Raw genomic sequence first — 15,768 nt, 5'->3', positions numbered from 1 at the left:
CAGACGGCACTGTAACAGTAGCACCAAATACACCAGCAGGCGATTACAACCTGACATACAGAATCTGCGAAATAACCAATCCAAGTAATTGTGATGAAGTAACTTCAATTATCGTAGTAGGTAAATCTACAATCAGTGCATTAACTGAAACGACAGATCCAATTAATGGAAGTATTGGCGGAACTACATTCTCATTAGTGAAAAATGACCTCTTAAACGGAGTTGCAGTTATCATTAAAAATAGTAATGGAGGAGTAATTTTGACAAGTGTAAGTGTTCCAACAGGATTAACTTTAAATGCTGACGGAACTGTAAAAGTAAATGCAGGAACACCAGTAGGACTTTATGAAATTGAATATACGATTTGCGAATTTTTGAATCCGACTATAAATTGTGTAACTGTAAAAAGTTATGTTCCTGTAACAGGTGCGGTTTTAATTGCAAATAATGACAATGCTGGAACTATAGACACCAGTAAAGGACATAGTTCAACAACAAGTATATTCGATAACGATAGTTTGAACGGAGTTAAAGTTAAACCTACGGATGTTGTTTTAACGACTATCGTTCCAAATCCTAATTTGATTTTAAACGCAGACGGAACAATCGAAGTAAAACAAGGGACACCAACAGGAACTTATGAGTTAACTTATAGAATTTGTGAAGCTTTAAACGGATCTAATTGTAGTGAGGCAGTGGCGAAAATTTCTGTAGTTAATACTCCAGATCCTGTACCACCAGTAACGCCATTAATAAAAATCATATTGAATAATGATGGTATTGTGAATGTTGATGGTATAAATGGTTCACTTGAATTTATAAATGTTTTAGATAATGATTTATTAAAAGGATTACCAATTAATCCTCTAGATATTATCCTTACAAATACACCAAAAAATTCTTATTTCGAGTTTAATTCAGATGGTACTGTAAATGTAAAACCAAACACACCAGGAGGTAAGTATACATTAACATATCAAGTTTGTGAGAAAGCAAATGCAACGAATTGTAGTACTGCTACATTAGAAGTTTTTGTTGAAGTTCCAGCTATTGCGGTAATCAAAACAGCTGTCTTTAATGACGAAAATGGAAGCGGATATGCAAATGCAGGCGAAACTATTACTTATAAATTTAAAGTAACAAACACAGGTAATGTTCCTTTAACAGGAGTGATGATTTTAGATCCTTTACCGGGTGTAGTAGTTTCTGGACAACCAATTGATTTAGATGTAAACGAATCTGATGAACATAGTTTTACTGCTACTTATAAAATTACACAAACAGATATTAACAGAGGAAGCGTTAGTAACCAGGCAAGTGTAAAAGGGAACAGTAAAAAAGGAGTTGTTGTAGAAGATAAATCAGATGATGAGAACAACATGGAAGATAAACCTATAGTTCTGCCTTTAAACGGTTGTGTAATAAAAGTCTTTAATGCGTTCTCACCAAATGGAGATGAGAAAAATAGCAGATTCTATATACAAGGTCTGGAATGTTATCCTGATAATACCGTAGAAATCTATAATCGATGGGGAGTTTTAGTATACGATATAGATCATTACAATAATGAAGATCGTGCTTTCATAGGTTTCTCAGCAGGACGCACAACTATAAAACAATCTGAAGGATTACCAGTAGGAACATATTTTTATATTTTAAAATATAAAGACAGCGAATCAAATCCACATGAGCAATCTGGTTATTTATATATAAACAAGTAAAAATGATAAGCGACTTGGTTTAGGCCAAGTCGTTTCTTAAAAGCCTTTTAAATGAAAAAGATAATTTTAATATTCATGTTTTTTTCTATTGTGTGTTCGGCGCAGCAAGATGCACAATACACACAATACATGTATAATACCATTGCTATAAATCCCGCTTACGCTGGTTCTCGTGGTGCATTAAGTGTTTTTGGGTTATATCGTACGCAATGGGTAGGGCTTGATGGCGCACCTAAAACAAGTACTTTTTCGATAAATACACCATTAAATAATAGTAATTTAGGATTAGGAGTTTCTTTGGTAAACGATAAAATTGGACCAACAAATGAAAACACTTTATCTGCTGATTTATCGTATACGATTCCAACTTCAAATACATACAAGCTTTCTTTTGGAATAAAAGCAACAGCAAATATGTTTAATTTGGATATAAATAAACTGAATCCCGAAGATCAGGGAGATCCACAATTTCAAGATTTAAATAATAAAATAACACCAAATATTGGTGCAGGAGTTTACTGGCATTCTGACAAAGGATATTTAGGATTGTCGATTCCAAATTTTATCGAAACAAATAGATTCAATGATAATGATACTGCTATTTTTAAAGATAAAATAAATTACTATTTCATGGCAGGTTACGTTTTTAATTTAGACGATTTAGAGTACATAAAATTCAAGCCTGCTTTATTAACCAAAATGGTAGAAGGTGCACCTTTGCAGGTTGATGTTTCAGGAAACTTTATGTTCAACGATAAATTTGTGGTAGGTTTAGCATATCGTTGGAGCGCTTCATTAAGTGCAATGGCAGGATTTCAAGTATCAGACGGTTTATATATAGGATATGGTTATGACCATGAAACAACCAATTTAAGAAAGTACAATTCTGGTTCACATGAGATTTTCTTGCGTTTTGAGTTTTTTAATAATTATAACAGAATTACTTCACCAAGATTCTTCTAAAAGCCGCCCCATGACAATCAAAAAAATAAAATATACTGCCTTATTTCTATTATTCTTTTTAAATGCAATTGCACAAACCACAAGTATAAATTATGCAAATGATAAATACGAGAAATATGCTTACGTAGACGCTATAAAAGTTTATGAAAGCGTTGCAAACAAAGGATACAAAGACGAGAAAATGTTTCAGCGTCTTGGTAATTCTTATTATTTTAATGGAGAATTAGTTAAAGCCCTAAAATGGTACGACGAATTGTTCGCTATGAACGAACAGCAAGAACCAGAATATTTATACAGATATGCACAATGTCTAAAATCGGCTGGAAATTATGCTAAAGCAGATACTATTCTCGAAAAATTTAATGAAAAAGTAAGAACAGACAAAAGAGGTGTTTTGTTTGAAAGTAATAAAAACTACTTAGAAGAGATAAAGACTAATTCAGGTCGATTTGAAATTGCCGATGCAGGTATTAATTCTAATTATTCTGATTACGGAAGCGCTATTTTTAATGATAAATTAGTTTTTACATCAGCGCGAGATACTGGTGGAATTGCTAAGAAAAATTTTAAATGGACGAATAAATCTTTTACCAATTTATATGCTGCCGAATTAAAATCGGATGGTAGTATTGGAGTTCCACAACGTTTTCAGAAAAAAGTAAATACAAAATTTAATGAGTCAACACCCGTGTTTACAAAAGACGGAAGAACAATGTATTTTACCCGAAATAATTTTCTAAACGGAAAAAGAGGTCGAGATGAAAATAAAATTACTTTACTAAAATTATACAAAGCAGATTTAGTAGATGGCGTGTGGAAAAATATCCTAGAGTTACCATTTAATAGTGATCAATATAGCGTTGCACATCCAACATTAAGTGTTGACGAAAAAACATTGTACTTCGCATCAGATATGCCAGGAACTTTAGGGCAATCAGATTTGTTTAAAGTAAGTATAAATGATAATGGAACTTTTGGAACTCCGCAAAACTTAGGCGCAAAAATTAATACAGAAGGACGAGAAACTTTTCCTTTCATATCTAGCGACAACGAACTTTATTTTGCTACAGATGGTAGACCGGGATTGGGCGGACTTGATGTTTTTGTTGCAAAAATTAATGATAATGGTACTTTTGATGATATTCAAAATGTTGGAGAACCAATAAATAGTAAACAAGACGATTTTGCTTTTATAATCAACAGTAAAAATAGAAATGGTTTTTTCTCTTCAAATAGAGACAACGGACATGGATTTGATGATATTTATCGATTTACAGAAAAACGCAAACTTACTTGCGAGCAAGAGTTAGCCGGAACAATTACAGATTTAGACACAAAAGCAATTATTGCAAATGCCACAGTTGCTTTGTTTGACGAAACTTTTCAACCTGTTACACAAGTTGTTTCGGATGAAAAAGGGAATTATATTTTTAGAAACGTAAATTGCGGTAAAAATTATTTTGTTCGAGTAGCAAAAGTAGATTACGAAAGCAAAGAAGTTCCTGTAACAATAAAAAAAATATCAGGAAAAACAGCGCTATCAGTTCAGTTAGAAAAGAGAGTTAAAGCAATCGAGGTAGGAACAGATTTGGCCAAAACACTTGATATTCCAATTATTTATTTTGATTTAGACAAAGCTACAATCAAAAAAGAATCGGCTTATCAGTTAGAAAAAATCATCGAAATATTAAAACAATATCCAACCTTAACACTAGATATCCGTTCGCATACAGACAGTAGACAAACTGCCAAATACAATCAGGTATTATCAGACAAAAGAGCTAAATCGACAATGAATTGGTTGGTTCAAAAAGGAATCGATTCAAACCGATTAACAGCAAAAGGATACGGAGAATCACAATTAGTAAATCAATGTTCTGATGGAGTAAACTGTACCGAAGAAGAACATCAACTTAATAGAAGAAGTGAATTTGTAATTACACACCTGTAAAAAGATAATTCAGAAGTTAAGCCCTTTTCTAATATATTTAGAAAAGGGCTTTTTGCTTTAAAAAAGGGAGAAAATCCTTTTGTGGAGGCGTTAGCCACAAAAGATTGAAACGGATAGCGGGATTAACTCCTTATTAAAATTAATTTATAATAAATCTATTACCGACAAAAAGGCTACACTTTTCGCAAAAAAGTCTTAATATTAGTTCGCCTTTTTAAACTAATATTTTTAAAATTTAGAATATCACTTATTTTATTCAAAATGAATGTGTTAGTTTTTAAAAAATCGATTTCGTTGTTGAGTGTATTCATTTTTTTTTAACTTTATAGTATTAAAATTTTTCAGATATGACTGTAGATCAAATATTAAACGCAAAAGGGAAAAATGTTTATTCAGTTCTTTCAACAACAACGGTTTATGAAGCCTTAAAAGTGATGGGAGAAAAAAACATTGGTGCTATCCTTGTTATTGATGACAATGATTTAAAAGGAATATTGTCTGAAAGGGATTATGCTCGAAAAATTGTTTTAAAAGATAAATCTTCAAAAGAAACTTTTGTTCATGAAATCATGGAAAACAACGTTTTTTCGGTAAAACTTTCAAACAATATCGAAGATTGTATGGAATTAATGAGTACTAAAAGAATCAGACATTTACCAGTTCTGGAAGGTGATACTGTAGTAGGAATAATTTCTATAAGTGATGTAGTAAAAGCTATTATTGAAATTCAAAAAGACACAATACATCATCTCAACTCTTATATTTCTCAGTAAAATAAGCTTAAAAAATATAGTTTTATAAATAGTCTAAATTGCATTAGGCTATTTTTTTTGGCTGTATGGATTTTAAATTTAAGAAAAGAAAACCATAAAATGACTTCATTTTCAAACAAGACTTATATCTTTGTAAGCTAGAATAAAAGCTAAAATAAATGAACAAAGAGAGTAAAAGAAGAGAAGCGTTACTGTACCATTCAGAACCAACTCCAGGAAAAATTCAGGTAGTTCCAACAAAAAAATATGCAACCCAAAGAGACTTATCTTTGGCTTATTCGCCAGGTGTTGCAGAGCCATGTTTAGAAATTGCAGCAAACGTAGATGACGTTTATAAATATACAGCAAAAGGAAATTTAGTTGCCGTAATCTCAAATGGTACAGCCGTTTTAGGATTAGGAAATATTGGTCCAGAAGCTTCTAAGCCAGTAATGGAAGGAAAAGGATTGTTGTTTAAAATATTCTCTGATATTGACGTTTTTGATATTGAAGTTAATACAGAAAATATTGAAGAGTTTATTCAAACCGTAAAAAATATTGCTCCAACTTTTGGAGGAATCAATCTTGAAGATATTAAAGCACCAGAATCTTTTGAAATCGAAAGAAGATTGGTTGAAGAATTAGATATTCCTGTAATGCATGACGATCAGCACGGTACAGCAATTATATCTTCGGCAGCTTTAATTAATGCACTTGAATTAGCAGGAAAAAAGGCAGAAGATGTAAAAGTAGTAGTTTCTGGAGCAGGATCTGCTGCTATCGCATGTACAGATTTATATGTTTTGTTAGGTGTACAAGTTAAAAATATTTTGATGTACAATAGTAAAGGACTTTTAACAAAAGACAACCCTTCACTATCAGAATTGCAATTAAAATATGCTGTTGATGGTCCTAAAATTGAGTTAGCAGACGCGGTAAATGGTGCTGATGTTTTCATCGGATTATCTTCGGGAGATATTTTATCGCCAGAAATGTTACTGACAATGAAAGATAACCCAATTGTTTTTGCAATGGCAAATCCAAATCCGGAAATCGATTATAATTTAGCTGTTGAAACTCGTAAAGATGTTATTATGGCTACAGGACGTTCAGATTTTCCTAACCAAGTAAATAATGTTTTAGGTTTTCCATATATTTTTAGAGGAGCATTAGATGTTCGTGCTACAAAAATTAACGAAGCAATGAAAATGGCTGCTGTAAAAGCTTTAGCTATTTTGGCAAAAGAGCCAGTTCCAGAGCAAGTTAACGTAGCTTACGGTGCAACAAAATTAGGTTTTGGTCAAGAATATATTATTCCTAAACCATTTGATCCTAGATTGATTACCGTTGTAGCGCCAGCAGTTGCAAAAGCAGCAATGGAATCTGGAGTTGCAAAAAATCCTATTACAGATTGGGCAGCTTACGAAGATGTGCTTCGCGAACGTATGGGTAACGATAATAAAATGGTGCGTTTAATTACAAACCGTGCTAAAGTAGATCCTAAAAGAATCGTTTTTGCCGAAGCAGATCAATTAAACGTATTAAAAGCAGCGCAAATTGTTTATGAGGACGGAATTGGTTTTCCAATCTTATTAGGAAATAAAGAGGTAATTTTAGAATTAAAAGCTGAATTAGGTTTTGATGCTGAACTTGAAATTATCGATCCTAAAACGGATGAAGAAGCACCAAGACGAAATAAATTTGCAAATTCGTACTGGGAAACAAGAGATAGAAGAGGAGTTACATTACTTGATTCTCAAAAATTCATGCGCGAGAGAAATTATTTTGCAGCAATGATGGTAAATGAAGGTGAGGCAGATGCTTTAGTAACAGGTCATACAAGAAGTTACCCAACAGTTGTAAAACCAATGTTACAATTGATTGAAAAAGCGCCGGGAGCATCGTTAATTGCAACAGCAAATATGATGTTAACTTCACGTGGGCCAATGTTCTTGTCAGATACAGCAATTAATATAAATCCATCTGCTGAAGATTTAGTTAATATTGCTATAATGACTGCAAAAACAGCAAAAATGTTTGGAGTTGAGCCAGTTATTGCAATGGTTTCATTCTCGAATTTTGGATCTTCAACAAGTGCAAGTGCTTCAAAAGTAAGAGAAGCAGTAGCATATTTGCATAAAAATCATCCTGAAATGATTGTTGATGGAGAAATCCAAGCAGATTTTGCCCTAAATTCAGAACTTCTTAAAGAAAAATTTCCTTTCTCTAAATTAGCAGGTAAGAAGGTAAATACCTTAATTTTCCCTAACTTAGAATCGGCAAATATTACTTATAAACTATTAAAAGAATTGTATAAAGTAAACTCTATTGGTCCAATTATGATGGGAATGGGTAAACCTGTTCACATTTTTCAATTAGGAGCAAGTGTTGAAGAAATGGTTAACATGGCTGCAATTGCAGTTATTGATGCTCAGGAAAAAGCTAATAAAAAAAATAAGTTAGCACAATAGATAGTTCAATAAGGTTCGAATAATAATGTCGTATTTTTATTGCATTTTTACTATATTTGACCCTTATAAATTATACTATGATAGCACATTTGCAAGGGAAATTAGTCGAGAAGAATCCTACAGAAGTTATAATTGATTGTGGAGGTGTTGGTTATCAGGTAAATATATCATTGCATACCTTCTCGTTAATTCCAAATGTTGAAAATATAAAATTGTATACGCATCTTCAAATTAAAGAAGATGCGCATACTTTATTTGGTTTTGCAGAAAAATCAGAACGCGAAATATTCAGAATGTTATTGTCCGTTTCCGGGATTGGAGCAAATATTGCAAGAACAATGTTATCTTCAATAGAACCAAGACAAATTATTAACGCAATTGCGTCAGGAGATGTAGGCGTTATACAGTCTATTAAAGGTATAGGAAACAAAACAGCACAAAGAGTTATACTTGATTTAAAAGAAAAAGTGTTAAAATTGTATGATTTGGATGAAGTTTCAGTAGTTCAAAACAATACAAATAGAGATGAAGCGTTATCTGCTTTGGAAGTTTTAGGGTTTGTTCGTAAAACTTCTGAAAAAGTAGTAGAAAAGATTGTAAAAGAAGATCCGGAAGCTACCGTAGAAACTATTATCAAGAAAGCCTTAAAGAGCTTATAAACTCAATTTATATAAACGAATTGTATGCGTAAAATTTGTATTTTTTTGCTGTTTTTACTTTGCGGTAATGTTTTGCGTGCGCAAGTAAATCCAGCGGTTAAAGATACAACTAAGACCCAATTTTCTGTTGGGAAATTAGAAATACAAAATCCACCAAGTATTGTTTCAGCTTATAGATATGATCCTGTAACAGATCGATATATTTACACCAATACAGTAGACGGCTTTAATATTAATTACCCTATTATATTAACTCCTAAAGAGTATGAAGATTTAGTTTTGAAAGAATCCAGAAGAGATTATTTCAGAAAAAAATCTGATGCTATTGATGGTAAAAAAGCAGGTAGTGAGGAAGCTAAAAAAAATCTATTACCTCGATATTATATTAATTCAGGTTTTTTTGAAAGTATCTTTGGTAGTAATACAATTGATGTAAAGCCCACAGGATCAGTAGAGATGGATTTAGGTGTTCGATACACCAAACAAGATAATCCCTCTTTTTCACCAAGAAATAGATCAAGTCTTACTTTTGATTTTGATCAGCGAATTAGTATGAGTTTAATGGGGAAAGTAGGAACGCGATTAGATGTAAATGCTAATTATGATACCCAATCTACATTTGCTTTTCAAAACCTTTTTAAGTTAGCATACACCCCTTCTGAAGACGATATTGTTCAAAAAGTAGAAGTTGGTAACGTTAGTATGCCATTAAATAGTACCCTTATTCGTGGTGCTCAGAGTTTGTTTGGAGTTAAAACAGTTTTGCAATTTGGAAAGACAACCGTAACAGGAGTTTTCTCTGAACAGAAGTCACAAACCAAGAGTGTAGTCGCAGAAGGTGGCGGAACAGTTCAAAATTTTGATTTGTATGCTTTAGATTATGATAATGACAGACACTTTTTCTTATCACAATATTTTAGAAACAAATATGACGCTTCTTTAAAGAAATATCCACTTATTGATAGCCGTGTTCAGGTAACTAGAATTGAGGTTTGGGTTACAAATAAACAAAACAGAGTTGCAACAAATAATAATAACCTTCGTAATATTATTGCACTTCAGGATTTGGGAGAAGGACAAGTTACTGGTGTTCCTGACAATCAAGTAGTCGTTATTAGCAACTCAGCAGGGTTTTTTAATAATCCTATCGATTCGCCAACAAATAATAATAACAATAAATATGATCCAGCTACAATTGGTCAGGCAGGAGCTTACTTAAATTCGAATATTAGAGAAATCGTAACAGCAAAATCTGGATTCAATAATGCCAATACAAGCGAAGGAACAGATTATTCTGTTCTTGAGAATGCCAGAAAATTAACAACTGCCGAATATACTTATAATGCACAATTAGGATATATCTCTTTACAACAACGGTTGGCAAATGATGAAATTCTTGCCGTAGCATTTGAATATACAGTTGGAGGAAAAGTGTATCAGGTTGGGGAATTTGGAAGTGATGGGGTTGACGGAACCGTAGTTACCGGAAATAACAATGCCAATCAAGCAATTATTACACAAAGTTTAGTCTTAAAAATGCTGAAAAGTAATTTGACAAATGTTCAAAATCCAGTTTGGAATTTGATGATGAAAAACGTGTATCAAATACCTCAGGCTTATCAAATTAAACAAGACGATTTTAGATTAAATATACTTTATACAGATCCTTCGCCAATAAATTATATTTCGCCAGTTCCAGGAACAACTTTCCCGGCGAACCCTAGTCCGGACAATAAAGTAGATCAAACTCCTTTATTAAACGTCTTTAATTTAGATCGATTAAATTACAACAATGATCCCCAGACAGGTGGAGATGGTTTCTTTGATTACATTCCGGGAGTAACAGTTGATGTTCAAAACGGTCGAATTATCTTTACCACAAAAGAGCCGTTTGGAGAGCTTTTATTTAATAAATTACAAAATTCAGGATCAGCAGAAAATTATGATGATCCAAACTCATACAATGCAAATCAGCAGAAATACGTGTTTAGAAACATGTATCGAAATACACAATCTGGAGCTTTGCAAGACAGTGATAAAAACAAATTTTTGTTAAGAGGAAAGTACAAATCATCTGGAAGTAACGGAATTCCAATTGGAGCGTTTAATGTTCCGCAAGGTTCCGTAGTTGTTATGGCTGCCGGACGAAGACTTGTAGAAGGTATTGACTATAGTGTCGATTATCAATTGGGTCGAGTTCAAATTTTAGATCCTTCGCTTCAAGCGTCTAATACTCCAATTGAAGTTTCCTTGGAGAACAACTCTATTTTTGGACAACAAACACGAAGATTTATAGGTTTCAATGTCGAGCATAAAATTTCAGATAATTTTGTAGTTGGTGGAACTTATTTAAGAATGACCGAAAAGCCTTTTACTCAAAAATCTAGTTATGGTCAGGAATCTGTAAATAATGCCATTTTTGGATTTAATGGAAACTACTCAACCGAAGTTCCTTTCTTTACCAGATTAGTAAATAAATTACCAAACATTGACACAGATGTTCCATCAAACCTTTCGATACGTGGAGAAGTAGCTTTCCTAAAACCAGACGCACCAAAAGCTAGTGATTTTGAAGGAGAAGCAACTATATATATTGATGATTTTGAAGGTTCGCAATCAACAATCGATATGCGTTCTGCCTATGCATGGAGTTTAGCTTCAACGCCATTTGTTAATTCTATAAATGATAATACTTTTAATGCCAATTCAAATACATTAGAGTACGGATACAAACGTGCAAAATTATCTTGGTACACAATTGATCCTATTTTTTATGCATCAAAACCAGCAGGAATTTCAAATGATGATTTATCGTTAAATACAACCAGACGTATTTACAGTCGTGAGTTATATCCAAATACAGATATTGCTCAGGGACAAATACAGGTAGTTAATACGTTAGATTTAAGTTATTATCCATCCGATAGAGGACCATATAATAATAATCCAAACTTTAGTGCAAATCCGGCAAACTCTAATTTTGGTGGTATTATGCGTGCTTTAAATTCAACCAATTTCGAACAAGGTAATGTTGAGTATATTCAATTTTGGGTTTTAGATCCTTATGTTGGAACAGGCGAAGCGCCAACAACTAATACAGGAAAAATATATTTTAACTTAGGTGAGATTTCTGAGGATGTTTTAAAAGACGGAAGAAAACAATATGAAAATGGATTAGGGCCAGATCAAATCATGGTGAATCCGCGACCACTTTGGGGAGATGTTCCTGCATCGCAATCATTAATCTATGCCTTTGATACAAATGCTAATAATCGTAGAAATCAAGACGTTGGTTTAGACGGTTTGCCAAGTTCTACAGAAGGAGCGATTTATACCAATTATGCAGGAGAAAAAGATCCAGCGGCAGATGATTACACGTATTATTTAAATACAGATGGAGGAGTTCTAGACCGTTATAAAAATTACAACGGTACAGAAGGAAACTCGGCTGTAAGCGTCGACGATCCTAATCGTGGGTCAACAACATTGCCAGATGTTGAAGATATTAACCGTGATAATACCATGAGTACAATCAATGCTTATTATGAATACAGTATTGATGTAAAACCAGGAATGCAGGTTGGACAAAACTACATTACAGATATTCGTGAAGTAAGCAACGTCGAATTGCCAAACGGATCGACAACAACTGCAAGATGGATTCAGTTTAAGATTCCGGTTTCTCAACCACAAAATACAATTGGAAACATTACAGATTTTAGATCTATTAGATTCATGCGTATGTTTATGACTGGATTTAATAGTCAAATGACGGTTCGTTTTGGAGCCTTAGATTTGGTGAGAGGAGAATGGAGAAGATATACAGGTTCACTTGATGCAAACGATCCAACTCCAAATGATGACGGAACAGAATTTGATGTTTCGGCAGTAAATATTCAGGAAAACAGTACAAAATGCCCAGTGAATTATGTAGTTCCTCCAGGTGTACAAAGAGAACAATTGTATAACAACAATACCATTATCAATCAAAACGAACAAGCATTAGCTTTAAGAATTGGTGGAGCAGGATTACAATACAATGATTCAAGAGGAGTTTTTAAAAGTGTAAGTGTTGATATGCGTCAATACAAAAGATTAAAAATGTTTTTACACGCAGAATCTTTGCCAAATGAAAACACTTTATTAGATGACGAAATGGTTGGTTTTATTCGTTTTGGAAATGATTACACACAAAACTTTTATCAAATCGAAATTCCATTAAAGGTAACCAGAACAGGAGGGTCTTGTACAATTAGTCCAGATCAGGTTTGGCTTGAAGAAAACAACATTGATTTGGCGTTGGAGTTATTGACCAAAATGAAAATTAAGGCAATGAGTATCGATATCAATTCTGATAAGCGAGATATTAATGGTGTATATTATCCAGACGATGATTTAAGTATAAATGGTGGCGATGGTGATAGTAAATTAAGATTGGGTATAAAAGGAAATCCTAACTTTGGTTTAGTTCGAAATTTAATGGTCGGTGTTAAGAGTAAAGCAGATCATAAAGACATAAAAGGAGAGGTTTGGTTTAACGAACTTCGTATGGCAGATTTGGAGAATAAAGGCGGAATGGCAGCAATATTAAATGTTGATACCAATATGGCCGATTTTGCAACTGTCTCTGCAACCGGTAAGAAAAGTACAATAGGTTTCGGATCTTTAGAGCAAGGTGCAAATGAAAGAAGTCGTGAAGATCTTCAGCAATATAACATCGTTACAAATCTTAATTTAGGTAAGTTGTTACCACGTAAATGGGGAATTAATTTGCCATTTAATTATGCGATTGGAGAAGAAGTAATAACTCCGGAGTATGATCCTTTTAATCAGGATATAAAACTGGATCAGTTAATTAGAGAAACAACAGATCCGGCAGAAAAAGACAATATTAGAACCCGTGCGGTTGACTATACAAAACGTCGAAGCATTAACTTTATTGGAGTAAGAAAAGACAGAGCGCCAGAACAAAAACCGCATGTTTACGATGTCGAAAACTTTACATTTTCACAATCGTATAATCAAGTAGAACGACATGACTACGAAGTAGAGTCCTATGTAGATGAACAATCAAACTCGGCAGTAAATTATGCATATACTTTTCAGCCAAAAGAAGTAGTTCCGTTCAAGCAAACCAAATTCATGAAAAAAAGTGATTATTGGAAATTGCTAAGTGATTTTAATTTTAATTATTTACCATCCAATATCTCTTTTAATACAAATATTTTAAGACAAAGTAACCGTCAGCAATATCGACAAGTTGAAGTTCAGGGAATTGGGCTTGATCCTTTGTACAGAAGAAACTTTGCGTTTAATTATCAATATGGATTTGGTTTTAATTTGACAAAATCATTAAAATTAAACTATACAGCGGCATCAAATAATATCGTTAGAAACTTTTTAAACGATGATAATACACCAAAACAAGATTTTAATATCTGGGATGATTATTTTGATATTGGAACTCCAAATCAACATGTACAACAATTGGTGTTGAATTATGATATTCCAATCAATAAAATTCCAGTTTTTGGTTTTGTAAAAGCAACATATTCTTATACGGCAGATTATAATTGGCAACGTTCTTCAACCGCATTTTCTCAATACGAAAAAGAAAATCCGGACGGAACAACAACTTTGTATGATTTAGGGAATACTATTCAGAATGCTAATTCAAATACACTTACAACAACTCTTAATATGAATATGTTGTATAAGTATTTGGGGCTAACTCCGGGAGGGAAAAAATCAACATCGAAGCCTAAACCAACTGCGCCACCAAAACCAGGAGAAAAGATTGTAAATACAGCTAAGCCTGTAACAAGCAGTAGTCCGTTTTATGATGGTATGATAGGAATTTTGACAAGTGTAAAAAATATTCAAGTTAACTATACAAAAAATAGCGGAACTGTTTTACCTGGTTATACACCAGGAGTTGGTTTCTTTGGTACATCAAGACCAACTCTAGGATTTGTTTTTGGAAGTCAGGATGATATACGTTACGAAGCGGCGAAAAACGGTTGGTTAACATCTTATCAGGATTTCAATCAGAATTTTACCCAAGTAACAAACAAGCTTTTAAAAGTTACAGCTAATATAGATTTGCTACCTGACTTAAAGATAGATTTAGCAATGGATCGTGCTTATTCTGAAAACAGATCAGAGCAATATAGTGTTGATTTTACAAAAGAAAACCCTTATGTAGCTTTATCTCCGTATACTTACGGGATGTTCTCGATTTCGACAATATTGATTAAAACTGCATTCTCGACAAGTAACGAAACCCAGTCAGCAGCATTTGATGATTTTAGAAATAATCGTTTGATTATTGCTGATCGTTTGGCGGCAGATCATTATGGTGCAGGAGCTGTGATTCCAAGATATGGGGATGCAAATAATCCAATTCCTGCCGAAACAGATCCTAATTATAAAGTTTATGTTGCGAATCAAGGATATCCTATAGGTTATACAAAAAGTAATCAGGCTGTTTTATTGCCGGCATTTTTGGCAGCATATTCAGGAGGAAATGCATCAAGTAGTTCAACAGATATTTTTAGGAGTTTTCCAATTCCAAACTGGAGTATAAAATATAATGGTTTAATGCGTTACAAGTTTTTCAAAGATAAATTCAAACGTTTCTCATTGCAAAATAACTATAGAGCGTCGTATACAATAAATCAATTTAGATCAAATTTTGATTTTACTGAAAAACCGGGAGGTCAAGATGTAAATACCAATTTCTTTAATAAAACGATCATGTCAAATGTCAATTTAGTAGAGCAGTTTAGTCCGCTTATTAGAATGGATTTTGAATTAAAAAGCTCTTTGCGTGTACTTACAGAAATTAAAAAAGACAGAGCTTTGTCGATGAGTTTTGATAATAATTTGTTGACCGAAGTAAAAGGAATGGAATATGTTGTTGGTTTAGGATATCGTTTTAAAGACGTTATTTTCTCATCAAGACTTGCTGATAGTCCTACCGGAATCATTAAAAGTGATATCAATCTAAAGGCTGATTTCTCTTATCGAAACAATCAGACATTAGTACGTTATTTAGATTACGATAACAATCAATTGGCAGCAGGACAAAATATATGGTCATTAAAACTAACAGCAGATTATGCCTTTAGTAAAAACCTGACTGCTATATTTTATTACGATCATTCGTTCTCGAAAGCCGTGATTTCGACATCATTCCCTTTAACAAATATTAGATCAGGATTCACGCTGCGATATAATTTCGGAAATTAA

Annotated in this window: 7 protein-coding genes; all 7 read left to right on the top strand. The window is 33.1% G+C overall.

Annotated features, from left to right (window positions below):
• On the top strand, positions 1-1,721 hold a 1,721-nt coding region (locus IW18_RS11235; RefSeq protein WP_041517707.1), incomplete at its 5' end, for a T9SS type B sorting domain-containing protein.
• Positions 1,722-1,772: 51 nt separating this feature from the next.
• Positions 1,773-2,684 (top strand): PorP/SprF family type IX secretion system membrane protein, encoded by a 912-nt coding sequence (locus IW18_RS11230; RefSeq protein WP_041517706.1) that lies wholly within the window; start codon positions 1,773-1,775, stop codon positions 2,682-2,684.
• A gap of 10 nt (positions 2,685-2,694) precedes the next feature.
• Positions 2,695-4,635, top strand: coding sequence for an OmpA family protein (locus IW18_RS11225; RefSeq protein WP_041517762.1), 1,941 nt, complete (start codon positions 2,695-2,697; stop codon positions 4,633-4,635).
• Between the two features lie 347 nt (positions 4,636-4,982).
• Positions 4,983-5,408: a CBS domain-containing protein gene (locus tag IW18_RS11220; protein ID WP_041517704.1), complete on the top strand. Its 426-nt coding sequence runs from the start codon at positions 4,983-4,985 to the stop codon at positions 5,406-5,408.
• A gap of 158 nt (positions 5,409-5,566) precedes the next feature.
• Entirely contained in the window at positions 5,567-7,858 is a 2,292-nt protein-coding gene (locus IW18_RS11215) for an NADP-dependent malic enzyme (RefSeq protein ID WP_041517702.1), read from the top strand.
• A gap of 77 nt (positions 7,859-7,935) precedes the next feature.
• The gene (ruvA, locus tag IW18_RS11210; protein WP_041517700.1) at positions 7,936-8,517 is read left to right on the top strand and encodes a Holliday junction branch migration protein RuvA; all 582 of its coding nucleotides are present in this window, start codon (positions 7,936-7,938) and stop codon (positions 8,515-8,517) included.
• Positions 8,518-8,541: 24 nt separating this feature from the next.
• A complete protein-coding gene (gene sov, locus IW18_RS11205; protein ID WP_041517698.1) occupies positions 8,542-15,768 on the top strand; it encodes a T9SS outer membrane translocon Sov/SprA in 7,227 nt (2,408 codons plus the stop codon).

The sequence above is a fragment of the Flavobacterium hibernum genome (genome assembly GCF_000832125.1).
Lineage (GTDB): Bacteria > Bacteroidota > Bacteroidia > Flavobacteriales > Flavobacteriaceae > Flavobacterium > Flavobacterium hibernum.
The sequence above is the reverse complement of the archived record's forward strand: the minus strand, read 5'-3'. Positions and strand labels throughout refer to the sequence as shown.